Origin of the sequence: Nocardioides panacisoli, from assembly GCF_039537325.1 — a bacterium.
Classification (GTDB): domain Bacteria; phylum Actinomycetota; class Actinomycetes; order Propionibacteriales; family Nocardioidaceae; genus Nocardioides; species Nocardioides panacisoli.
In genome coordinates, this window is record NZ_BAABAH010000012.1 from 84,229 (window position 1) to 104,795 (window position 20,567).

The following is a 20,567-nucleotide window of genomic DNA, read 5'->3' on the forward strand; positions in this document are numbered from 1 at the left end:
CGCCGATGCCCCAGCAGACCTTCGTCCTCAACGGCGAGCAGGTGACGGTGGACGCCCCCGACGACGTGCGCGTGCTGTGGGTGCTGCGCGACCTGCTCGGGGTCACCGGCCCGAAGTACGGCTGCGGGATCAACGTGTGCAAGGCGTGCACGTCCCACATCAACGGCCGAGGCTTCAACCCGTGCAGCGTCCAGGTCGGTGACCTCGAGCCGACCGACGAGGTCACCACGATCGAGGGCCTCCCCGCCACCGTCGGTGCTGACGGGGCCGAGCTGCACCCCATGCAGCAGGCCTGGCTGGACCGCGACGTCGCCCAGTGCGGCTACTGCCAGCCCGGCCAGATCATGGCCGCCGTCGCCCTGGTGAAGAAGGTTCGCCGGGAGGGCCGTTCGATCACCCAGCAGGACCTCGACGAGATCCGCAACATCTGCCGCTGCGGCACCTACACCCGGATCCGCGAGGCGATCCAGGACGGGGCGGCTCGCATGTAGGTCGAATCTTCTCTCGTGCTGCTTCGAATCGTCCCTCGTGGTCGTTCGAATCCCCTCTTGTGGTTGGGTGCCGGGTCAGATGCAGCGCACCTGCGAGCACCACAAGGGGGGTTTCGAGGGACCACGGCGGTCGATTCGACCCGACACGAAGGAGGATTCGACCCGACACGAAGGAAGATTCGCCGCACCACGGCGGACGATTCGGGATGAGCGTGGTCGGATCGGTACGCTGGGAGCTGTGTGCGGAGTCTTCGGCGTGTGGGCACCGGGTGAGGACGTCGCCAAGCTCACCTACTTCGGGCTCTACGCCCTCCAGCACCGCGGCCAGGAGTCGGCGGGCATCTCGGTCAGCAACGGCCGCCAGATCCTCGTCTTCAAGGACATGGGGCTGGTCTCCCAGGTCTTCGACGAGAACACGCTCGAGTCGTTCACGGGCCACGTCGCCATCGGCCACTGCCGCTACTCCACGACCGGCGCCAGCACCTGGCACAACGCGCAGCCGACGTTCCGGCCCACGGGGCACGGCTCGATCGCGCTCGGCCACAACGGCAACCTGATCAACACCCACGAGCTCGCCCGGATGGTCGCGGAGCTGCCGAGCGACGAGGACGAGCTCGACATCCACGCGCACAACCTCGAGACGACCAACGACACCAGCCTGGTCACCGCGCTGCTCGCCTACCACCCCGACGAGTCGCTCGAGGACCGCGCGATCGAGGTGCTGCCGAAGCTGCGGGGCGCCTACTCGTTCGTCTGGATGACCGAGGACACGCTGTACGCCGCCCGCGACCCCGAGGGGATCCGGCCGCTCGTGCTCGGCCGGCTCGACCGCGGCTGGGTGGTCGCGAGCGAGGACGCCGCGCTGGCGACGGTGGGTGCGAGCGTGGTCCGCGAGATCGAGCCGGGCGAGCTCGTCGTCATCGACGAGGGCGGCCTGCGCTCCCACAAGTTCTCCCCGCCCGATCGCAAGGGCTGCGTGTTCGAGTACGTCTACCTCGCCCGCCCCGACGCCACCATCGCCGGCCGCAGCGTGCACGAGGCCCGGGTCGAGATGGGCCGGCGGCTGGCCCGGGAGTTCCCGGTCGACGCGGACCTGGTGATCCCGGTGCCCGAGTCGGGCACGCCCTCGGCGACCGGCTACGCCGAGGAGGCCGGCATCCCGTTCGGGCAGGGCTTCGTCAAGAACGCCTACGTCGGGCGCACCTTCATCCAGCCGAGCCAGACCCTGCGCCAGCTCGGCATCCGGCTCAAGCTCAACGCGCTCGAGCACATGATCCGCGGCAAGCGGATCGTCGTGGTCGACGACTCGATCGTGCGCGGCAACACCCAGCGCGCCCAGGTGCGGATGCTCCGCGAGGCCGGCGCCCTCGAGGTGCACGTCCGGATCTCCTCGCCGCCGGTGAAGTGGCCGTGCTTCTACGGCATCGACTTCGCGACCCGCGCGGAGCTGATCGCCAACGGGCTCGACGTCGACGAGATCGCCTCCAGCATCGGCGCCGACAGCCTGGGCTACATCTCGCTGGACGGGATGGTCGAGGCCACCGGCCAGCCGGTCGGCAGCCTCTGCACCGCCTGCTTCACGGGCGAGTACCCGATCCCGCTGCCCGACGAGAGCCTGCTCGGCAAGCACCTGCTCGAGGTCAGCCTCGCCACGCCGACGATGGGCAAGGCCCTCCCGGTGCTCAACAACCCGTAGGAGACGCGTGACCGAGCCCAACGCCTACGCCATGGCCGGCGTCGACATCCACGCCGCCGACCGCGCGGTCGACCTGATGAAGACCTGGGTCGAGAAGGCGCGCCGTCCGGAGATGGTGGGCGGACTCGGCGGCTTCGCCGGGCTCTTCGACGCGAGCGCGCTGACTGCGTACAAGCGGCCGCTGCTCGCGACGTCCACCGACGGCGTCGGCACCAAGGTCGCCGTCGCCCAGATGATGGACAAGCACGACACGATCGGGTTCGACCTGGTCGGCATGGTCGTCGACGACCTCGTCGTCTGCGGGGCCGAGCCGCTCTTCATGACCGACTACATCGCCACCGGGCAGGTCGTCCCCGAGCGCATCGCCGCGATCGTCAAGGGCATCGCCGAGGCGTGCATCGAGGCCGGCTGCGCGCTGGTCGGCGGCGAGACCGCGGAGCACCCGGGTCTCCTGGCGCCGCACGAGTACGACGTCGCCGGCGCCACGACCGGCGTCGTCGAGGCCGACGACCTGCTCGGCCCCGGCCGGGTCCGTCCGGGAGACGTGGTGGTCGCGATGGCCTCCAGCGGCCTGCACTCCAACGGCTACTCGCTCGCCCGGAACGTCTTCTTCACGCAAGCCGGCTGGACCGTCGACCGGGACGTCCCCGAGCTGGGCCGGACGCTCGGCGAGGAGCTGCTCGAGCCGACCCGGATCTACACCAAGGCCGGCCTGGCGCTGGCCCGCGAGACCGAGACGCACGCGATGGCGCACATCACCGGCGGCGGGCTCGCCAACAACCTCGCGCGGGTGATGCCGGTCGAGCTGGCCGCGACCCTCGACCGGGCGACGTGGACCCCGGGCCCGGTCTTCGACCTCGTCCGGCAGGTCGGCTCGGTCCCGCAGCCCGACCTCGAGGCGACCCTCAACTGCGGCGTCGGCATGGTCGCGCTGGTCGCGCCGGACTCCGTCGACGCGGCCCTCGCGCTCCTCTCCGGGCTCGGCGTCGACGCCTGGGTCGCCGGCGAGGTGGTCGTCGACCCGCGGCAGAAGGGCTCGGTCGAGCTGGTCGGCCAGCACCCCGGCTGGTGACCTCTCGGGGAAACCACGCGCGAGGTGCGTCCCCGGCGTGCGGGAACACCCACCCAACAGGTAGCGTTGCTCCCACGAGACTATGAACCAGTAGTCCGGGGTCTCTCCAAAGGAGCCCCGGCCAAAGTGTGCGAGGGGGCTGGACCCTATGGGCCGCGGCCGAGCGAAAGCCAAGCAGACGAAGGTCGCGCGCGACCTCAAGTACCGCACTCACGAAGTCGACATCGGGGCGCTCGCAAAAGAGCTCCACGGCGAGGCGGACCAGTCCGCCGACCCGGTCGACGAGTCCGACGAGTTCGACCAGTGGTCGGACTACGCGGACCGCGATTGACGCAGCGGTCAGTCGACCGAGCGCATCAGCACCACGTCACCGTGCGTGCCATAGCCCGGTAGCGCGCCCCCGTACGGCGTCCCGTCGAAGGTGACCAGCCACCACGGCTGGTCGTCCGCGGCCGGTGGGACGACCGTCGGCCACGGGATGTTGGTGCCGTACGTCGCCGCCAGCTCGCCGGCCTCGGTCAGGCCCGGCAGCTCCCAGACCGGGTAGCGGCGCCGGCGGCCACGCGGGTTGTTCGGCCCGTCGCTGGCGAGCAGCAGCCAGCGTCCGTCGTGCCGCAGCAGCGTCGTCCCCTCCGTCGCGCGCCGGTCCTCGACCGCGCCCCTCAGCGCCAGCTCGTCGAGGCTCGGCCCGGCCGCGTACGCCGGGTGGAACGAGAAGTACTTCCGCGCGCTCACGAACCCCACCAGCCACTCCTCCCCGGTGTGCACGAGGTGCGGGTCCCACACCCCGACCGACCGCAGTCCGTCGGTGGGCACGTCGAGCGGGCGGGTCGCGAGCAGGTGCCGCCCCTGCAAGAGGTCCGCGTCGGACTCGGCGAGCGTGATCGCGACACCGACCTCGTTGTCGGGATCGCCCGTCCTGAGGAGGTCGCTCTGCGACCGTCTCGATGGGAAGTCGCCCCAGGTGGACGTGGCGACCAGCCACCGCGCGCCGTCGCGAACCAGGTGCGTCGCGTGGTCCCCGTAGCCCCCCGCGCGGTCGGGGCGTTGGAAGAACAGGTCACTGAGGTGACGCAGCTCCGGGGGGTTGGTGTCCATGCCGGTCTCGAGAGACCACACGGACGTGTGTGCCGTGTCGAAGAACCCCGGACCGGCGCTGGTGGCGGTGAACAGGATCCGGCCGTCGGGCCGGTACGGCGAGCCGTCGCGGCCGGTCACCAGCCGCACGTCCCGCAGCCCCAGCCTGCCGAACCCGCCCGCGCGCCAGCCGGCCACGGGTGGGCCGCTCCAGCCGCTCACCAGGCCGGCCAGCCAGTCCGGGTCGCGGGTGTCGAGCCCGGGCGCGTCCTCCTCGAGCGCGATCCGGCCGCGGACGATCCAGCTGCTGTCCTCGAGCGTCAGCGCCGCGAGGTGGGTGCCGGTCAGCGCGAGCCCGAACCGCTCCGGGCGCACCTTCGCCGTGCCGAACCGCCGGCTCCGGCGACGGACCGGCTGGCCCTCGTGGTCGACGCACAGCGAGACCGCGCCGCTCGCGTCTTCGTACGCCACGCTCAGCCGCGCGCCGTCGGGGCCGATGAGTTCGAGCATGACCGTCCCCGAGCCCGCCTCCGGCGCCAGGTCGACCTCGACCGCGGCGTACGGCGCCAGGTGCGGCGTGGCGGCGGTCGCGCCCGCGCCGGCGGGGCGGTCGGCGTACGACTCCCCGACGGTGGGTGTCCCCACGACCGCGACCGGCCGCATCCGGGCCACGACCTCGAAGCTGGGCAGCACCCGCCGACTCTCCCGGCTCGCGCCCACCGCATCAAATCGGCGCGATCGGAGTTTCGTTCACCGTGAACTGAAAGTACACTGAGTTGGTGGGTATAGGTAACTTATGACCGTGACCAAGATGCGTACGGGCCTCCTCGGGCTCGCCGCCGCCGTGCTCTCGCTGACGTTCCTCGTCGGCGCGGTGGTCGCACCCGCCCACGCGGCCGACGTCGACGCCAAGCGGGGCACCCCGCCCGCACGGAGCGCCACCATCAGCACGCCCGACCCGTCGACCCCGCGCACCGCGGACCGGAGCAGCGCCCAGGTGCTGGTCGCCGGCGGGGCGCTCGTCCTGATCGGTGCCGGCATCGGCGCCGGCGTCGTGCGGGCCCGCCGCCACCCGGAGCTCGTCACCTACGGTCACTGACGACCGAGGCGCGCGCGGAACAGCGCGGCGCGGGCCGCGTTGGCGCCGCACGCGCCGTGCACACCGCCGCCGGGGTGGGCCGCGGACGACGCGAGGTACAGGCCCGGGATCCCCGTGCCCGCCCGCCCGAGCATGCCCGCGACCGGCCGGAAGAAGAGCTCCTGGTCGACCTGCGCGGTGCCGCCGCCGAGCGCGCCCCCGATCAGGTTCGCGTCGCGCTGCTCCATCTCGACCGGCCCGAGGACCCGCCGGGCACGGATCCGTGAGCCGAACCCCGGCGCCAGCCGCTCGAGCCGCGCCTGCATCCGGTCGGCGAAGCGCTCCTTGTCGTCGTGGTCCCAGCGTCCGTGGACGGACCCGTCCCCGCCGTCGGTGACGCCCGATCCGGGCTGCGGCACGTGCGCGTAGGCCCAGAGCGCCTCGGTGCCGGCCGGTGACCGGGTCGGGTCGGAGGTGGTCATCTGGCCCGCGAGCATGAACGGCTTCGCGGGGATGACGCCCGCTGCCAGCTGGGTGAGCACCTGGTCCATCTCGGCGAGCGAGTCGGCGATGTGGACGGTGCCGGGGGCGTAGGCCGGCGTGCTGGCCCACGGCACCGGGCCGTCGAGGGCCCAGTCGACCTTGACCGTGCCCGGGTCGAGCCGGAAGCCCGGCATCCCGCGGCGCACCCGCCGCGGCAGGTTCTCGGGCGACACCAGGCGCCCGAACAGGGTCGGGAAGGCGACGTCGGCAAGGACGCGCCGCGCGGGGTAGCGGGCGCCGTCGGCAGTCCGGACTCCCGACACCCGGCCGCCCTCGACGTCGATCCGGACCACCTCCTGGTCGCAGGTGATGGTGCCGCCCCGCTCCTGCAGGCGCCGCGCGAGCGCCTCGCTGAGCCGCCCCGCGCCGCCCTCGGGCACCGGGAAACCGACGGTCTGTCCCAGCATCGCGAGGAGCAGGCCGAACAACGTCGAGCCGGGGGCGGTCAACGGGATGTCGGCGTGGCCGGCGTTGCCGGCGACGAGGAGCCGCGGCAGGTCGCCGGCGAACCGCTCCTGCAGGATCGCCATCGCGGGTGCGACCAGGGTGCGGACGAGGTCCACGCCGCCGGTGCGCAGCACCGCGGTGGCGGCGCGGACGCCGCCGCGGACCGGCGGGAACGGCGTCAGCATCGCCTGCAGGATCGGGTCGCCGATCCGGTCCCACATCTCCACCAGCTCGAGCCACGCCTCGCCGTCGCCCGGGTGCGCCGCGTCGAGGCCCGCGGCCGTGACGTCCCGGTCACGGTGCAGCAGCGCCCAGCGGCCGTCGGGCAGCGCGTGCCCGAGCACCGCGGGCGCATGGCGCCAGCGGACGCCGTACCGCTCGAGGTCCATGGCCTTCATGACGGGCGAGGCCGCACCCAACGGGTAGAACGCGCTGAACGTGTCGTGGACGAAGTCGGGGTCGAGCTCGCGGTCGCTCCGCACGGCGCCGCCGACCTCCGGCTGCGCCTCGAGCACCTGGACCGACCAGCCTGCGTCGGCCAGCACGTTGGCCGCGACCAGGCCGTTCGGCCCGGCGCCGATGACGACCGCGTGGTGCCGTTCCCGCGCCACGGCGGTCAGCGACGCCGCTCGGCGACGTACGCGAACCGGCGCAGCGTCTCGCTGTTGCGCCAGTCGAGCATCGGCACCCGCACCAGGCTGGGGATGAACCGGGCCGGGCCGTGCGAGGCGTCCTCGAGGATGGTCACCTCGGTGCCCTCGGGGTGCTCGGCGAGCTCGAAGGTGACCTCCGCCGCACCGGCGGGCCACACGCGGGCGCGCAGCTTCAGCCGCTTCGGCGGGTCGCACTCCAGGACGGAGGTGGTGTCGTCGACGGTCGCCGGCCAGACGCCGACGGAGTGGTGCAGCCGCGCGCCCGGGGCCGGCCACTCGTCGTCGACGTCGCGCATCCGCGTCGCACCCACCACGAACAGGGGGTAGAGCCAGCCGTCGGAGAGGACGTCCCAGACCTGGTCGGGCGTCGCATGGACGACCCGTCGCATCACCGACGTCACAGCTCGGCCTCGCTCGCGCTGGTTGCGGATCGCATGCTCGTTCCTCCGTGGGTCGCGGTCGACGTGCTCTGGCACGCGGAAGGTACCCGACGGGGCCCGCGGCAGAATGTCGGTCGCGCCACGCAACCGGATGGCCTGGAGCGTGGACGGACATCAGAACGCCCGCGGCGCCGTGTGGGGCGGCACCGCGGGCGTTCAGAACGCTCCGTCAGCGTCTCGGGTCACCGACGGAGCGTGAATCAAATGATGCACCCGCGCGGGACCCGGTGTCCGCCGATTGGCGGAACTTCCGACCGGACGTGAGCCTCGCCACGACGCCTTCGGTAGCCGCGGTCCGGTCGGCACCATGGACCGATGATCGATTGGACCGAGACCCTGACCCGCGTCGCGTCCGCGCTCGGTGTCGGGCTCCTCGTCATCGGCACCGCGCGGCTGGCCTGCCGGCTCGCGGCGCGACGGTGGCCGTCCGTGGAGGAGCTCGAGCAGCGCTCCCGGATCCCGTTCCGGGTGCTGGTGCTGATGACGACGCTGAACCCGGTCGTGGCCACGCTGCGGCCCGCCGAGTCCAACGCGTGGTGGTGGGCGTGGGGCGCCGCCGTCGCGCGCGTCCTCGCCATCGTCGCCGCGGGGTGGTTCGTCACGTCGGTCGCGCTGTTCCTCGAGGACACCGGCCTGCGCCGCGCCCGGACGGACGTCGCCGACAACCGGCTGGCCCGGCGGATGCGCACCCAGGTGCTGGTGCTGCGCCGGCTCACGATCGCTGCCGCCTGCGTCGTGACCGTCGGCGCGGCGCTGCTCACGTTACCCGGCGTCCAGGCGCTCGGGGCGAGCGTCCTCGCCTCGGCCGGGCTGGTCAGTGTCGTCGCCGCGCTCGCCGCGCAGTCGGTGCTGGCCAACGTGTTCGCAGGCATCCAGATCGCCTTCGGCGACTCGGTGCGGCTCGACGACGTGGTGGTCGTCGAGGACGAGTGGGGGTGGATCGAGGAGATCACCCTGACCTATGTCGTCGTCCGCATCTGGGACGACCGGCGCCTGGTCCTGCCGTCGACGTACTTCACGACGACGCCGTTCGAGAACTGGACCCGGCGCAGCGCGGAGCTGCTCGGGACGGTCGAGCTCGACGTCGACTGGGAGGTCGACCCGGAGGCGCTGCGCGAGCAGCTGGACGCCGCGCTGGCGACCACCGACCTGTGGGACGGCCGCACCCGATCGCTCCAGGTGACCGACGCGGTCAACGGCTGGGTGCGCGTGCGCGCCGTCGTGACCGCCGCGGACGCGGGTCAGCTGTTCGACCTGAGGTGCCACGTCCGCGAGCACCTCGCCGGGTGGATCCGCGACCACGGCGCGGGCATGCCGAAGCGGCGGGTCGAGGTCGTGCCCGACGCGACGGCCGGGTCCCGCGACGAGCGTTTCGAGCGCCTGCACGCCGGCTGACCCGTCCGGCCTGGTCAATTCGGACCAGGTCGTCGCGCCCGTGTGTCGGTGCCGGGCGGACCGCGGTCCGTCCTACGGTGAGCGCGTCCTCCGCCGTGCCACTCGAGGAGCCCGCCAGGTGACAGCCAGCCGACGCCAGCCCGCGCGCCGACCCGGCCGACCGGTGCTCACCTACGCCGGCCGGTCGTCGGCGGGGCTCGGCGCTGCCGACAGGCACCTGGTCAAGAGGTTCAGCTGGGGCCTGACGCCGGATCTTGTCGCCCAGGTGCGGCAGGCCGGCGGTGGCCGGGCCTGGTTCGAGAAGCAGCTCAGCCCGGCGCGGGTCGCCGACGCGCCCGGCGCCGAGATCGACGACTGGTTCCCCACGGTGGCGGCCGACGCGAAGCAGGTCTTCGACGATGACCAGAGCGAAGTCCGCGGCGCGTGGGAGGTCGCGACCGACCTCAGCCGCTGGACCATCGCCCGCCGGATCGCGAGCAACCGGCAGCTGCTCGAGGTGATGGTCGACTTCTGGTCCAACCTGCTCAACGTCTCGCTGTTCCACGAGGACTCGATCTTCTGGCGGACCGATTACGACCGGGTGATCCGCGCGAACGCCCTGACCTCCTTCGAGAAGCTCCTCCAGGGCGCGATCACGCACCCCGCGATGGGGCTGTTCCTGGACAACGCCTTCTCCTCGAAGGACTCGCCGAACGAGAACCTCGGGCGGGAGCTGCTGGAGCTGCACACGGTCGGGGTCGACGCCGGCTACACCGAGGACATGGTCAAGGCCTCGGCACGGATGCTGACCGGCTACCGGGTCGACGTCTACTACCCGAAGTTCCAGGCGTTCTACGACACCAGGCGGCACGACACCCAACCGGTCACGGTGCTCGGCTTCCACCACGAGAACAGCGATCCGGACGGGCGGCCCGCGACCCTTGCCTACCTCTCCTACCTCGCCAAGCACCCGGCCACCGCGGAACGGCTGGCCCGGCGGCTGTGCTCGAAGTTCGTGTCCGACCAGCCGAGCGACGACCTCGTGCAGACGGTCGCGACGGCGTACACCACGCACGGCACGGCGATCGCTCCGACGTTGCGGGCGCTCGTCGGCCACCCCGAGTTCGCGGCCGCCGCAGGCCGGAAGGTTCGTACGCCGACCGAGGACTACATCGCCTCGGTGCGCGCGCTAGGGGTCCAGATGCTGCGGCCGGTCAAGGACGAGTCGTTCGCCAACGCGATGTACTGGCAGCTCAGCGAGCTGGGCGAGGCGCCGTACGAGTGGCCGGCTCCGAACGGCTACCCGGCGGTCGACGCCGCGTGGGCGAGCGCGGGCCGGGTGCTGACGAGCTTCACCACGCACCGGTCGCTCGCCGCCCGCTGGTGGCCGGTCGACGAGGTGCGGTTCCCCACGTATGCCTCGCTGCTGCCGCCGATGCCCGCGACCCTCGGCCAGGTCGTCAACACGGTCGCGCTGCGCACGATGGGGGAAAAGCCGACGCCCGCCGTGCGTGCCGGGATCGCCCAACTGCTCGGCATCCCGCTCTCGACCCCGCTGACCCGGAAACAAGCTCTCGGCTACTGGACGATCCGGGGAATCCTCACCTCCCTTCTCGACTCACCCCTGCACATGCACCGCTGAAGGAGCCCCGATGCCCACCCACGAGACGCCGCGCCGGCACTGCGGCTGCCCGGACTACGGGCGGCTACGGCTCTCCCGCCGCCGGCTGTTGGGCGCCGCGGCCGCCGGGACGGCGGGCATGGTCGGCGCGCAGATGCTGGGCGACGCGTTCGTGCAGGTGGCCTACGGCGGCGAGCCCGGCGGCAACGTCGTGGTGGTGCTCAGCATGCGCGGCGGCGCCGACGGGCTGTCGATCGTCGTCCCCCGCGGCGTGGACCACGACCACCTGGTCTCCTACCGGCCGACCATCGCCGTACCGGAGAGCACCCTGCTGGGCGCGGACCCTCGCTTCGGCCTGCACCCGGCGCTCGGCGAGCTGATGCCGATGTGGAACGCGGGCAGGTTCGGGGCCGTGCACGCCGTCGGGCTGCCGGCGCCCAACCGCAGCCACTTCGAGGCGATGGAGGCGATCGAGGACGCCGACGCCGGCTCGCTCGCCCGGATCGGTTGGATCAACCGGATGATCGGGCTCGACGCGGCGGCGACGCCGCTGGACGCCGTGGCCCTGGGCTCGAGCCTGCTGCCGACCTCGCTGGTGGGTCCCTCCGCGGCGCTCGGCGCCTACGAGGTGAGCGACCTCTCGCTGGCCGACCTCAACACCGACGCCGACGTACGTCGTGGCTCGGTGGACACGATGTGGGCCGGGGACTCCTCCGTCCTCGGGGCGGGCGTGCGGCTGGCCATGCGGTCCACGACCGCGCTCGCCCCGCTCGTCGCCTCGGCCGACACCGAGGTCCACCTCTCCGCCTACCCGGAGGGGCCGCTCCAGGAGGTGCTCGCCAACACCGCCGCGCTGATCAGGGCCGACCTCGGGACCCGAGTCGTAACCGTGGACCACGGGGACTGGGACATGCACGAGGGCCTCGGCGCCTCCGACAACGGGTGGATGCACGACCAGCTCACCCACTTCGCCGGCTCGCTGAAGTCGTTCTTCGCCGATCTCGGCCCGGCCGCGTCCCGGGTCACCGTGGTGACCATCAGCGAGTTCGGGCGCCGGGTCGAGGAGAACGGCGACGGCGGGATCGACCACGGCTACGGCAACGCGATGCTGCTGCTCGGAGCCGGTGTTGCGGGCGGCGCCGTGCACGGCCGCTGGCCGGGGCTGGCCGAGGCCGACCTCGAGGACGGCGACCTCGCCGTCGCGCAGGACTACCGCAGCGTGCTGTGGGAGGTCATGTCCAAGCGGTTCCCGTCGGTCTCGGGTAGCCGCGCCACGGTGTTCCCCGGGTTCACTCCTGAGTCGATCGGGTCGATGACCTGAGGGTGTCCGTAGTGGGTACCGCGGACGCATGAGGAAGTCCCTGGTGCTCGCGCCCCTGGCCGCCCTCGGTGCGGTCGCCGCCCGTGACCTGGTCCAGAAGGACCACGCGATCCTGAGGAACTTCCCGCTGGTGGGGCACGCGCGCTACTGGCTGGAGGCGGTCGGCCCCGAGCTGCGGCAGTACATCGTCGCGAGCAACGACGAGGAGCGCCCGTTCAGCCGCGACCAGCGCCGGTGGGTCTATGCGTCGGCGAAGCTGCAGAACAACTACTTCGGGTTCGGCACCGACAACGACTTCGAGAAGTCGCTGGGCAACGTGATCGTGCACCACCGCACGTTCGGCGAGGAGCACCCGACCCACGGCGCGGTCGGGCAGGAGGCGTTGCTGCCGTCCGCGAAGGTCCTCGGTGGCCCGCGTGGTCGCAAGCACGCCTTCCGGCCCGGGTCGGTGGTCAACGTCTCCGGGATGAGCTTCGGCTCGCTCTCCGGACCAGCGATCGAGGCGATCAACCGCGGGGCGGCCGAGGCGGGGTGCCTGCACAACACCGGTGAGGGCGCGGTGTCGCCGTACCACCGCAAGGGCGGGGAGCTGGTCTTCCAGATCGGCACGGCCTACTTCGGCTGCCGTGACGAGAACGGCCGGTTCAGCCTCCCGAAGCTCAAGGAGCTGATCGACGGCGCACCGATCCGTGCGCTCGAGGTCAAGCTGAGCCAGGGGGCGAAGCCCGGCCTCGGGGGCGTGCTCCCCGCCGCCAAGGTGTCGCAGGAGATCGCGGACACCCGCGGCATCCCGGCCGGTCAGGACTGCCTCAGCCCGTCGCGGCACGCCGAGTTCAAGGACACCGACTCCCTGCTCGACTTCGTCGAGATGCTCGCCGCGGAGACCGGCCTCCCGGTCGGCATCAAGTCGGCCGTCGGCGAGCTGGACTTCTGGGAGAACCTCGCGGGCCTGATGGAGCGCGGCGATCGTGGCGTGGACTTCGTGACGATCGACGGCGGCGAGGGCGGGACCGGTGCCTCGCCGATGATCTTCACCGACGCGGTGTCGCTGCCGTTCCGGCTCGGCTTCGCGCGGGTGTACGCCGAGTTCGCGCGCCGCCGCATCCAGGAGGACCTGACCTTCATCGGCTCCGGCAAGCTCGGGCTCCCCGACAACGCGGTGGTGGCGTTCGCCCTGGGCGCCGACATGGTCAACGTCGGGCGGGAGGCGATGCTCGCCGTCGGCTGCATCCAGGCGCAGCGCTGCCACACCGGCGGTTGCCCGACCGGGGTGGCGACCCAGAACCCGTGGCTGACCCGCGGCGTCGACCCGGTGAGCAAGGGCGAGCGGGTCGCCAACTACGTCCGGACGCTGCGACGGGACCTGCTCAAGGTCTCCGAGACGTGCGGGGTCCCGCACCCGGCGCTGATCGGCCCCCGCTCGATCGAGGTCGTCGACACGCTCTCGGCGGGGCACCTGCTCGACACGATCTACGGCTACGAGCCGGAGTGGGGCTATCCCTCCCGTGCCGACCGCGACCGGATCGTCGAGATCATGGAGCGGGTCGACGAGGAGGAGGCCGGGACGGAGGGTCCGCCCGAGACGGCCGAGTACGGCGAGCGCGGCGACGACATGGAGGGCGACGTCCCCTCCGCCGGCGCCTGAGGGTCAGCCGCCCACCTCGGGTGGCGGGCTCGCCCGGAGCGCGGCGTTGCGCCGCCGGGTCGCCCACGCCTTCTTCGCGGCGCGGCTGCGCCGCCGGCGCAGCCGCGCGGCTTCCTCCAGCCGTCGCTGCGCTGCGCGCTCGGCGCGGAGTCGCGCGCTCTCCGCCCGGCGGAGCTCCGCCGCGACCGCCGCCTCAGACCGGACCGGCCAGACGTAGGGGAGGTCGTCGGGGACCCCCGGGAACCGCGGTCCGTAGAAGGCGGGGTCCTTCCGCACGAGCGCTGACCGGTGGCTGCGGTGGAGCTCCTCGTCGCCGAGCCAGGGAGGGAGAGCGTCGGCCTCCGCGAGCTCGGCCTGCGTGCGCACGACCGGGATGCCCGCGGTCCTGAGGTCCGCAGCGATGGTCAGGGCGCAGGTGTCACCGTGCCCGAGCCCCGTCCAGACCTCGCAGCACACCAGCCCGTAGCGGCCGAGTGCCTCCTCGAAGCCCTTCCACATCAGCACCGCCGGATGGTTTCGCCCAGCCGTAGCCCGCGGTGGTCAGCGCCCGGACGACCTGGAGCGCCTCGACGCGCTGCTTGCCGAGCCGCTTGGGGTCGAGCGAGCGTGCGGACCGCGCGAAGTCGGCGTAGGGGAGGAAGGTCTGCATCCGGCTCAGGCCAGCTCGGCGAGGACCGCGGGCACCTGCGCCGGCAGCTCGCGGGCGAGGTAGCCGACCGGGCCGACAGCGGCGGCGAGCCGCTCGCCGCAGCGGGCGTGGACGTAACCCGCCCACGCCGCCGCCTGGGCCGGCCCGGCGCCCCGGGCGAGCAGGCCCGCCAGGATCCCGGCCTGGGCATCGCCGGACCCGGACGCGGCCAGCCCCGGCCCGCCGCCCTCCACCACCCAGGCGTCGCCGTCGGGCGTGACCAGGTACTTGGCCGTGCCGCCGCACAGGACCACGACCTGGCAGCGCGCCGCCACCCGCGCGGCGACGCCGAGCGGGTCGCGTGCGACCTCGTCGTCGGAGGCGTGGGCGGTGCGGGCCAGCTCGTGCGGGTTCGCGGTCAGCACCGCCCGGCCGTCGAGCCGGCGCAGACCGTCCGGGCACGCGGTGAGGTACGCCGAGCCGAGCGCGTCGAGCACGAGCGTCGCGTCCGTGCGCCGCAGGACCCGCTCGAGCAGCGTGACCGCGTGCTCGGCGTCGACCAGGCCCGGCCCCGCCAGCAGCACGTCGACCTGCTGGGCGTGCTCGACGACCGTGCCGGTCTGGGCGACGTCGATCGAGCCGGCGTCGTCGGTCGCGAGGGGGATCATCGCGGCCTCCGGCACGAGCGGCGCGAGGCCCGCGACCACCGTCTCGACGGTCGCCAGCGCCACCTTTCCGGCCCCTGCCCGCAGCGCGGCCTCGCCTGCGAGGCGCACGGCTCCCGGAGATCGGGTCGACCCGCCGAGCACGAGGAGGCGCCCGCTGTCCTGCTTGTCCTCGCCCGGCTCCGGCAGCGGCCAGTCGCGCAGGACGGCCGGCGTGACCACCCGGGCCCGCTCAGGCGACATCGTCGTCCTCCCGGCCGGGCTGCGGCTCCTCGTGGGTGACGTCCGCGTCGCCCCGGTCGACCGCGGCGGTGTCCGCGAAGGTGTCCAGCTCGAGGAACGACCCGGACCGGCGGAACGTCGTGACCGAGGCGTTGGGGATCGGCGTGCTGCCGTCCAGCTCCAGGAGCTCCGACTCGTCGACCCCCTCCAGGACGTAGCGGAACGTCATGATCACGGCCTGGTGCGTGAACAGCCAGACCCGCTCGTCGTCGTACCCGAACCGGAGGTCGGCGAGCAGCGAGCGCACCCGCTGGGCCACGTCGGCCCAGCTCTCGCCGCTCGGCGGCTGGTAGTAGAACTTGCCGAGCTTCTTGCGCCGCTCCGCCTCCTCCGGGTGGCGCGCCCGGATCCCGGCGCCGGTGAGCCCGTCGAGGACCCCGAGGTCGCGCTCGCGGAGCCGTTCGTCGTACTCGACCTGCAGGTCGAGGCCCTCCAGCGCGAGCGCGGCCGTCTCGGCGGCCCGTCGGTACGGCGACGCGACGACCACCGTCGGACGGTCGTCGGGCCCGAGCGCGTCCACCCAGGCGCGGAGCGCCCGCGCCTGGTCGCGGCCGGTGTCGGAGAGCTCGACGTCCGCGTCGCGCGCGTCGAGGTCCAGCACCTCCGCTCCGGCGTCGCGGGCGGCCGTGTCGGCCAGGTTCCCGACGCTCTCACCGTGCCGGACCAGCTTGAGCTCGCCCGGTCCGCTGTCCCACCTCGGTCGCATGCCACCTCCAGTCGTCGGGCGGGAGGTACCCGTCCGGACCGAGGCAATGCGCGGGCCGTTCGGCCCGGCGCTCAGGGCAGTCGGTAGCCCGGCAGGTAGCAGGGCAGCAGCACCGCGATGAACAGCCCGACGGCGGAGATCAGGCACGCGGTGAGCCAGCGGTCGACATCGGGTCCGACCCGTGCCTTCCGCCCCCCGGGCGTCGCGACCCGCCACGCGGTCATGCCGACCGACACCGCGAGCAGCAGCCCGACGTAGAGCACTCCTTCTGGGACGTCCATCGTCCAGTCCTCCGTGGGTCGTTGGCCTGTCACAGGGGACAACGACGATCCTCCCGTCGGGCAACGGGGGAGTGTCGGCCGACTCAGGCGGCAGGCAGCCGGAGCGCGAGGATCGCGACGTCGTCGCTGCTCCGCCCCTGTCCGTACGTCGTCACGTCGTCGAGGAGACCGTCGACCACGGCCCGGGGGTCGCCGCCGTGGGCGGCGACGGACGCGTGCAGCCGTTGCTCGCCGAAGAAGTCGGAGCCGCGGCGGGCCTCGGTGACGCCGTCGGTGTAGAGGACCAGCCCGTCTCCCGGCCGCAGCTCGAGGCGCTGCTCGGGGAACCGGGCGTCCCGGAGCACGCCGACGAGCGGTCCGCCCCCGGCGAGCGGGGTGACCTCCCCGTCGCGGACCAGCAGCGGAGGCGGGTGACCCCCGACGCCGAGCTCCAGGTGCCAGGAACGGCCCTCCGGCCGCAGCCGGGCGAAGACCATCGTGCAGAACCGCTCGGTCTCGTGCTGCCGGATGGTCTCGTTGAGCGCCTCCAGGACCCGCTCCGTCCCGGCGGACCCCGCGGCGGTGGCGCGGACGGTCCATCGGACGAGGGCGGTCACCGCTGCGGCCTCGACGTCCTTGCCGCAGACGTCGCCGAGCACCAGCCCCCACTCGTCGCCGCCCAGCGGGAACACGTCGTAGAAGTCGCCGCCGATCAGGAGGTCGCCACCTGCGGGCCGGTTGACGGCGGCGAGCTCGAGGCCCGGGATCCGCGGCTCGGTGGGCGGCACCAGGGTCCGTTGCAGCGTCTGTACCAGGCCGCGTGCGCGTGCCTCGGAGGCCTCGGCGTGCCGCTTCGCCTCCAGCAGCTCCTGCTCGTAGCGCCGGCGGTCGCTCGCATCGAAGATCGCGACCCGGATCCCGCGTGGCCCGCCGGCGGCGTCCCGCACCACGGCAGCGTTGACGAGCACCGGGAGCCGGTGCCCGCCGGGGTGCTGGAGCTCGAGCGCCAGCTCGCGCACCTTGTCGTGCATCTGGAGCATCGGCGCGTAGTGGGTCTCGTGGTAGATCCGGCCGCCGCCGGTCAGCAGGTCGGTGAACGAGGCTCCGACGAGGTCCTCGCGGCGGGTGTCCAGCCACCGGCAGATGGTGGCGTTGACCTTGACGATGATGCCGTCCGGCGTGGTCGACAGGAACCCGCAGGGCGCTTCGTCGTACAGCCGGACCGGGTCGTCGTCGCTGAGCGCGGAGAGGAAGGCCTCGCGGGCGACGTCCGTCATGCGGGCGTCCCCAGGAAGGCGTCGATCGCCCGCACGGTGGGCTCCGGTGCGCTCAGGTGCGGGCAGTGCCCGACGGCGTCGAGCACCACGAGCTCGCTGTCGGGCAGCGCGTCGTGGACGTACTCGCCGACGGCCATCGGGGCGATCACGTCCTGGCGTGACTGCAGGACCAGGGTGGGCGTGCTCACCTTGGCGAGGTCGGCCCGGTTGTCGGAGAGGAAGGTCGCCCGCGCCCACTGCTCGGCGACCGCGGGGTCCATCCGGCAGAAGCTGCCGGTCAGCTCCGCGCCGAGCTCGGGCCGGTCGGGGTTGCCCATGATCGCCGGGGCCATGGCCGCGGACCAGCCGAGGTAGTTGCTCGACAATGACCCGAGCAGCTCCTCGATGTCCTGCCGGCCGAAGCCGCCGACGTACCCCGCACCGGGGTCGTCCACGTACCGCGGCGAGGGTCCCACCATGACGAGCCGGGCGAACCGCTCCGGCTCCGCGGCGACGGCGAGCGCACCGATCATCGCGCTGACCGAGTGGCCGACGAGGACCACGTCCTGCAGCTCGAGCTCGTGGACGAGCCCGAGGACGTCGTCGGCGTAGCCGGCCAGGGAGGCGTAGCGCTCGGCGTCCCAGGCGGAGGAGTCGGAGCCACCGCAACCGACGTAGTCGAAGAGCACCACGCGGAAGCGGTCCTCGAAGGCCGGGGCGACGTAGCGCCACATGTGCTGGTCGCAGCCGAACCCGTGGGCGAACACGATCGGCTGGCCGTCGGGCGCCCCGCTGATCGATACGTTGAGTTCGGCAACCTTCATCGGACGAGCCTAGTCCAGGTCAGGCGACGACGACGAAGCGCGGACCCTCCCGCGCTGTCAAGGCAGGTCGAGGACGAACCACACGGTGGTGCCGTCGCTGTCGACCGTCGTGCCCCACCGGGTGGCGAGCGCGTCGAGGACCTGGAGCCCGCGCCCGTTCGGCTGCAGGGGGTCGTCGACCGCCTCGACCGCGACCTCCTTCGCCCCCAGGTCGCGGACGCTCGTGAGCAGCACGCCGCGGTCGAGGACGACCCGCACCGAGCAGCCGGTCTGCGTGTGGATGACCGCGTTGGTCACCAGCTCCGAGAGGCAGAGCACCGCCGTGTAGACGCAGTCCTCGTCCACCCCCCACTCGCCGAGGATGCTGCGCAGGAACGCGCGGGCCGGCGCGACCGCGGCGACGTCCGGCGTCACCTCGTGGACGGCGACGGCCGCTCCGGGCGGTACGTCGTCCTCGGCGAAGCCCGCCGTCGTACGGCGTACGGCGGCCTGGGCGCGGCGCAGTGTCGAGCCCAGGGCCCGGCCCAGGTCCTCCAGCTCACCGCGCTGGCCGTCATCGAGCGGCTGGGGCTGCTCGAAGAACAGCACGTAGCCGCCGACGGTCTGCGCGTCCGCCACCAGCGGCACGGCGGCGACCGCGACGGTCGAGGTGCCCTCCTGGCGGGCGGCGAACGCGGCATAGCGCTCGTGCAGGCCGGTGACGGTGCCGAGCACCGAGGCGCCCGTGCGCACCGCGGTGTTGAGCGGTACGTCGTCGTACCCGTCGATGTGGCACCACGCCGGCGCGCCATCGGCGAGGCGGTCGCTCGCGGTGAACTTGAGACGCCGGCCGCCGCCCTCGACGAGCGCCAGCCCGACGCGGTGCACCGCGGGCAGCGCCATCCCGCGGCGCAGCGCGTCCTGGGCCCAGGACGCGACCGGCTCCCCGACCGACACGGGACGAGGCGACACGGGCACGTCCGCAGCCTATGCCGGGTGCGGGCGGCGTGCCGGCCACTCCGGCAGCAGGTGCTCCAGGGTCTCGAGCTGCTCCGTCGAGGCCCACGACGGGTTCGCCCCCTGGGGCATCCGCAGGACCTCCAGGTCGGCGAGGCCGGCCGCCCGTACCTCCGCGACCGTGACGGGCTCGGCGAGGACCGGCACCCAGAGGGGGACGGCGAGCCGCACCGACCGCCGGGCGGCCTGGTCGACCCAGTGGCCCCGGTCCTCGTCCTGGCCGTCGAGCCGCCGCACCCCACCCTCGACCCAGCCGACGCCCCAGATCCCTCGCGCCAGCCGCCGTCCGTCGCCGGAGACCCACAGGAGCGCCTTCTGGCCGGCCCGCATCAGGTCGGCGCGGTAGCCGGGGCGAACGCTCCAGCTGTCGACGTGGTCGATGCCGGCCTCGACGGCGGCGCGGAGGTCGTAGACCTCGGGGTTGCACTTCAGCACCCAGGCACCGAGGTTGCCCTCGTCGATCATGGCCACCGGCCCGCGGTACCCCCGTCAGGTCGCGTGAGACGGCGTCAGCCTTGCAGCGCCTTCCGGAAGGACAGCAGCGACCCCGAGGAGGAGTCGAGCCGCCAGTCCCGCTCCTTGCGGGCGTCGAACCAGACCAGGGCGCTCACCCGGGGCATGCCGGTGAACCGGAACATGTCCGAGACCCACTGCGACTTCTTGTGGTGCCGGTCGACCGGCGCCCCGTCGTCCTCGGCGGGCTCCTTCGACCCGGTCTCGCAGATCCACACCGGGAGGGTGGGGTCGAGCGCGGTGATGTTGCGGTACTGCTGGAGTAAGATCTCCGAGAACGTCTGCCAGTGGAAGAACCCGCCGTTGCCCCAGTTGAAGCCGTCGAGCCCGAGCACGTCGACGTACTCACGCCCGGGCCAGATCTGGTCGATCGGCGTCGTACCGGCGTAGGTGTCGGCCGTCGGGTTGAACACCCAGCGGAGGTTCGTCGCGCCCTGGGCCCGCAGGTAGCCGACGACGTGCTGCCAGGCCGCCCGGAACTCGGCGTAGGTGCCACCGGCGGGCAGGCCGCCGTCGGGGGTGGGCTGGAACTCCTGCCAGTCGCCGTTCATCTCCGGCCACGGCCGGACGTAGAGCGGGTAGGGGTAGCTGCGCGCGGCAGCCGCGATCTGGTCGAGGTAGTCGTCGTGGTCGCCGGCGGCCCAGGACCGGAAGGTGCTGTGGCCCATGTTCCAGGCGATCAGGACGTCGCGACGGCCTCCGTTGGCGAGCGCCAGCTCGGTCGGGCCGGGGAAGACGTCGCCGTAGCCGTAGTAGTACGACGCGATGCCCACCGGGACGCCGACGGCCGACTCGACGCGCGTCAGCCGCTGCGGGTCGGACTCCATCCCGGGGACGTAGGCACCGAACTTCACCGAGGCGCTCGTCGCGGCGGGAGACGGCCTCGGTCGCGTCGCCGAGGCGGCCGGCAGACCGGTCCCGGCGACGGCGGCGAGGGTGACGGCGATGACGAGAGGCAGGTAGGCACGGCGCACACCGC

At 73.0% G+C, this 20,567-nt stretch carries 22 protein-coding genes; 9 read left to right on the forward strand and 13 right to left on the reverse strand.

Translation table 11 applies throughout. From position 1 onward, the window contains the following. The first annotated feature begins 5 nt into the window (after positions 1-5). From ABD709_RS15655 to ABD709_RS15670, 4 genes are all read left to right on the forward strand, one after another. Complete coding sequence (locus tag ABD709_RS15655) at positions 6-491, forward strand: (2Fe-2S)-binding protein (RefSeq protein ID WP_344777072.1); 486 nt, start codon at positions 6-8, stop codon at positions 489-491. Positions 492-729: 238 nt separating this feature from the next. After that, complete coding sequence (gene purF, locus ABD709_RS15660) at positions 730-2,187, forward strand: amidophosphoribosyltransferase (RefSeq protein ID WP_344777074.1); 1,458 nt, start codon at positions 730-732, stop codon at positions 2,185-2,187. Between the two features lie 7 nt (positions 2,188-2,194). Next, entirely contained in the window at positions 2,195-3,259 is a 1,065-nt protein-coding gene (gene purM / locus ABD709_RS15665; RefSeq protein WP_344777076.1) for a phosphoribosylformylglycinamidine cyclo-ligase, read from the forward strand. A gap of 148 nt (positions 3,260-3,407) precedes the next feature. Then, on the forward strand, positions 3,408-3,590 hold the full coding sequence (locus ABD709_RS15670; protein WP_344777078.1) for a DUF3073 domain-containing protein: 183 nt from the start codon (positions 3,408-3,410) through the stop codon (positions 3,588-3,590). Between the two features lie 8 nt (positions 3,591-3,598). Here ABD709_RS15670 and ABD709_RS15675 read toward each other — a convergent pair whose 3' ends face one another. Beyond that, positions 3,599-5,029: a hypothetical protein gene (locus ABD709_RS15675; protein ID WP_344777080.1), complete on the reverse strand. Its 1,431-nt coding sequence runs from the start codon at positions 5,027-5,029 to the stop codon at positions 3,599-3,601. A gap of 109 nt (positions 5,030-5,138) precedes the next feature. On the opposite strand from ABD709_RS15675, the gene ABD709_RS15680 reads away from it, so the two are divergent. Beyond that, positions 5,139-5,435: a hypothetical protein gene (locus ABD709_RS15680; protein WP_344777082.1), complete on the forward strand. Its 297-nt coding sequence runs from the start codon at positions 5,139-5,141 to the stop codon at positions 5,433-5,435. On the opposite strand, the gene ABD709_RS15685 is transcribed toward ABD709_RS15680, so the two are convergent. After that, entirely contained in the window at positions 5,429-7,015 is a 1,587-nt protein-coding gene (locus ABD709_RS15685; RefSeq protein WP_344777084.1) for a phytoene desaturase family protein, read from the reverse strand. The two genes, ABD709_RS15680 and ABD709_RS15685, sit on opposite strands and share 7 nt — an antisense overlap. 5 nt (positions 7,016-7,020) lie before the next feature. Then, the gene (locus ABD709_RS15690; RefSeq protein WP_344777086.1) at positions 7,021-7,458 is read right to left on the reverse strand and encodes an SRPBCC family protein; all 438 of its coding nucleotides are present in this window, start codon (positions 7,456-7,458) and stop codon (positions 7,021-7,023) included. 354 nt (positions 7,459-7,812) lie between these two features. Between ABD709_RS15690 and ABD709_RS15695 the strand changes: the two genes are divergently transcribed. The 4 genes from ABD709_RS15695 (at position 7,813) to ABD709_RS15710 (ending at position 13,458) form a co-directional block, all read left to right on the forward strand. After that, entirely contained in the window at positions 7,813-8,892 is a 1,080-nt protein-coding gene (locus ABD709_RS15695; RefSeq protein ID WP_344777088.1) for a mechanosensitive ion channel family protein, read from the forward strand. A 118-nt stretch (positions 8,893-9,010) separates the two neighbouring features. Continuing rightward, positions 9,011-10,513, forward strand: a complete 1,503-nt coding sequence (locus ABD709_RS15700) for a DUF1800 domain-containing protein (protein WP_344777090.1) — start codon at positions 9,011-9,013, stop codon at positions 10,511-10,513. Between the two features lie 10 nt (positions 10,514-10,523). Beyond that, the gene (locus ABD709_RS15705; protein ID WP_344777092.1) at positions 10,524-11,813 is read left to right on the forward strand and encodes a DUF1501 domain-containing protein; all 1,290 of its coding nucleotides are present in this window, start codon (positions 10,524-10,526) and stop codon (positions 11,811-11,813) included. 28 nt (positions 11,814-11,841) lie between these two features. Next, the gene (locus ABD709_RS15710; RefSeq protein WP_344777094.1) at positions 11,842-13,458 is read left to right on the forward strand and encodes a glutamate synthase-related protein; all 1,617 of its coding nucleotides are present in this window, start codon (positions 11,842-11,844) and stop codon (positions 13,456-13,458) included. A gap of 3 nt (positions 13,459-13,461) precedes the next feature. Here the strand turns inward: ABD709_RS15710 and ABD709_RS15715 are convergent, their stop codons facing one another. From ABD709_RS15715 to ABD709_RS15755, 10 genes are all read right to left on the reverse strand, one after another. Beyond that, positions 13,462-13,956, reverse strand: a complete 495-nt coding sequence (locus ABD709_RS15715; RefSeq protein WP_344777190.1) for an MSMEG_6728 family protein — start codon at positions 13,954-13,956, stop codon at positions 13,462-13,464. Beyond that, positions 13,877-14,107, reverse strand: a complete 231-nt coding sequence (locus tag ABD709_RS21465) for a pyrimidine dimer DNA glycosylase/endonuclease V (RefSeq protein ID WP_425575151.1) — start codon at positions 14,105-14,107, stop codon at positions 13,877-13,879. Before ABD709_RS21465 ends, ABD709_RS15715 begins: the two co-directional genes overlap by 80 nt. Positions 14,108-14,112: 5 nt before the next feature. After that, positions 14,113-14,994 (reverse strand): NAD(P)H-hydrate dehydratase, encoded by an 882-nt coding sequence (locus ABD709_RS15720; RefSeq protein ID WP_344777096.1) that lies wholly within the window; start codon positions 14,992-14,994, stop codon positions 14,113-14,115. Continuing rightward, positions 14,984-15,739, reverse strand: a complete 756-nt coding sequence (locus ABD709_RS15725) for a histidine phosphatase family protein (protein ID WP_344777098.1) — start codon at positions 15,737-15,739, stop codon at positions 14,984-14,986. Before ABD709_RS15725 ends, ABD709_RS15720 begins: the two co-directional genes overlap by 11 nt. Positions 15,740-15,810: 71 nt before the next feature. Next, positions 15,811-16,020: a hypothetical protein gene (locus ABD709_RS15730; RefSeq protein WP_344777100.1), complete on the reverse strand. Its 210-nt coding sequence runs from the start codon at positions 16,018-16,020 to the stop codon at positions 15,811-15,813. An 83-nt stretch (positions 16,021-16,103) separates the two neighbouring features. Continuing rightward, the gene (locus tag ABD709_RS15735; RefSeq protein WP_344777102.1) at positions 16,104-17,276 is read right to left on the reverse strand and encodes a PP2C family protein-serine/threonine phosphatase; all 1,173 of its coding nucleotides are present in this window, start codon (positions 17,274-17,276) and stop codon (positions 16,104-16,106) included. Further along, positions 17,273-18,079: an alpha/beta fold hydrolase gene (locus tag ABD709_RS15740; protein WP_344777104.1), complete on the reverse strand. Its 807-nt coding sequence runs from the start codon at positions 18,077-18,079 to the stop codon at positions 17,273-17,275. Before ABD709_RS15740 ends, ABD709_RS15735 begins: the two co-directional genes overlap by 4 nt. Positions 18,080-18,136: 57 nt before the next feature. Next, positions 18,137-19,036, reverse strand: a complete 900-nt coding sequence (locus tag ABD709_RS15745) for an ATP-binding protein (RefSeq protein WP_344777105.1) — start codon at positions 19,034-19,036, stop codon at positions 18,137-18,139. Positions 19,037-19,045: 9 nt separating this feature from the next. Then, complete coding sequence (locus ABD709_RS15750) at positions 19,046-19,540, reverse strand: EVE domain-containing protein (protein WP_344777192.1); 495 nt, start codon at positions 19,538-19,540, stop codon at positions 19,046-19,048. Positions 19,541-19,584: 44 nt separating this feature from the next. Next, positions 19,585-20,562 carry a glycoside hydrolase family 26 protein gene (locus ABD709_RS15755; RefSeq protein ID WP_344777107.1) on the reverse strand — a complete coding sequence of 326 codons (978 nt, stop codon included), beginning with the start codon at positions 20,560-20,562 and terminating at the stop codon, positions 19,585-19,587. Between the last annotated feature and the right edge of the window lie 5 nt (positions 20,563-20,567).

What these genes read in the sequence shown, in the direction of transcription:
- ABD709_RS15705 (WP_344777092.1), top strand. Translation starts at nt 10,524, where the DNA reads ATGCCCACCCACGAGACGCCGCGCCGGCACTGCGGCTGCCCGGACTAC.
- ABD709_RS15655 (WP_344777072.1), top strand. Translation starts at nt 6, where the DNA reads ATGCCCCAGCAGACCTTCGTCCTCAACGGCGAGCAGGTGACGGTGGAC.
- ABD709_RS15720 (WP_344777096.1), bottom strand. Translation starts at nt 14,994, where the DNA reads ATGTCGCCTGAGCGGGCCCGGGTGGTCACGCCGGCCGTCCTGCGCGAC.
- ABD709_RS15710 (WP_344777094.1), top strand. Translation starts at nt 11,842, where the DNA reads ATGAGGAAGTCCCTGGTGCTCGCGCCCCTGGCCGCCCTCGGTGCGGTC.
- ABD709_RS15670 (WP_344777078.1), top strand. Translation starts at nt 3,408, where the DNA reads ATGGGCCGCGGCCGAGCGAAAGCCAAGCAGACGAAGGTCGCGCGCGAC.
- ABD709_RS15735 (WP_344777102.1), bottom strand. Translation starts at nt 17,276, where the DNA reads ATGACGGACGTCGCCCGCGAGGCCTTCCTCTCCGCGCTCAGCGACGAC.
- ABD709_RS15750 (WP_344777192.1), bottom strand. Translation starts at nt 19,540, where the DNA reads ATGATCGACGAGGGCAACCTCGGTGCCTGGGTGCTGAAGTGCAACCCC.
- ABD709_RS15730 (WP_344777100.1), bottom strand. Translation starts at nt 16,020, where the DNA reads ATGGACGTCCCAGAAGGAGTGCTCTACGTCGGGCTGCTGCTCGCGGTG.
- ABD709_RS15715 (WP_344777190.1), bottom strand. Translation starts at nt 13,956, where the DNA reads ATGTGGAAGGGCTTCGAGGAGGCACTCGGCCGCTACGGGCTGGTGTGC.
- ABD709_RS21465 (WP_425575151.1), bottom strand. Translation starts at nt 14,107, where the DNA reads ATGCAGACCTTCCTCCCCTACGCCGACTTCGCGCGGTCCGCACGCTCG.
- ABD709_RS15725 (WP_344777098.1), bottom strand. Translation starts at nt 15,739, where the DNA reads ATGCGACCGAGGTGGGACAGCGGACCGGGCGAGCTCAAGCTGGTCCGG.
- ABD709_RS15740 (WP_344777104.1), bottom strand. Translation starts at nt 18,079, where the DNA reads ATGAAGGTTGCCGAACTCAACGTATCGATCAGCGGGGCGCCCGACGGC.
- ABD709_RS15695 (WP_344777088.1), top strand. Translation starts at nt 7,813, where the DNA reads ATGATCGATTGGACCGAGACCCTGACCCGCGTCGCGTCCGCGCTCGGT.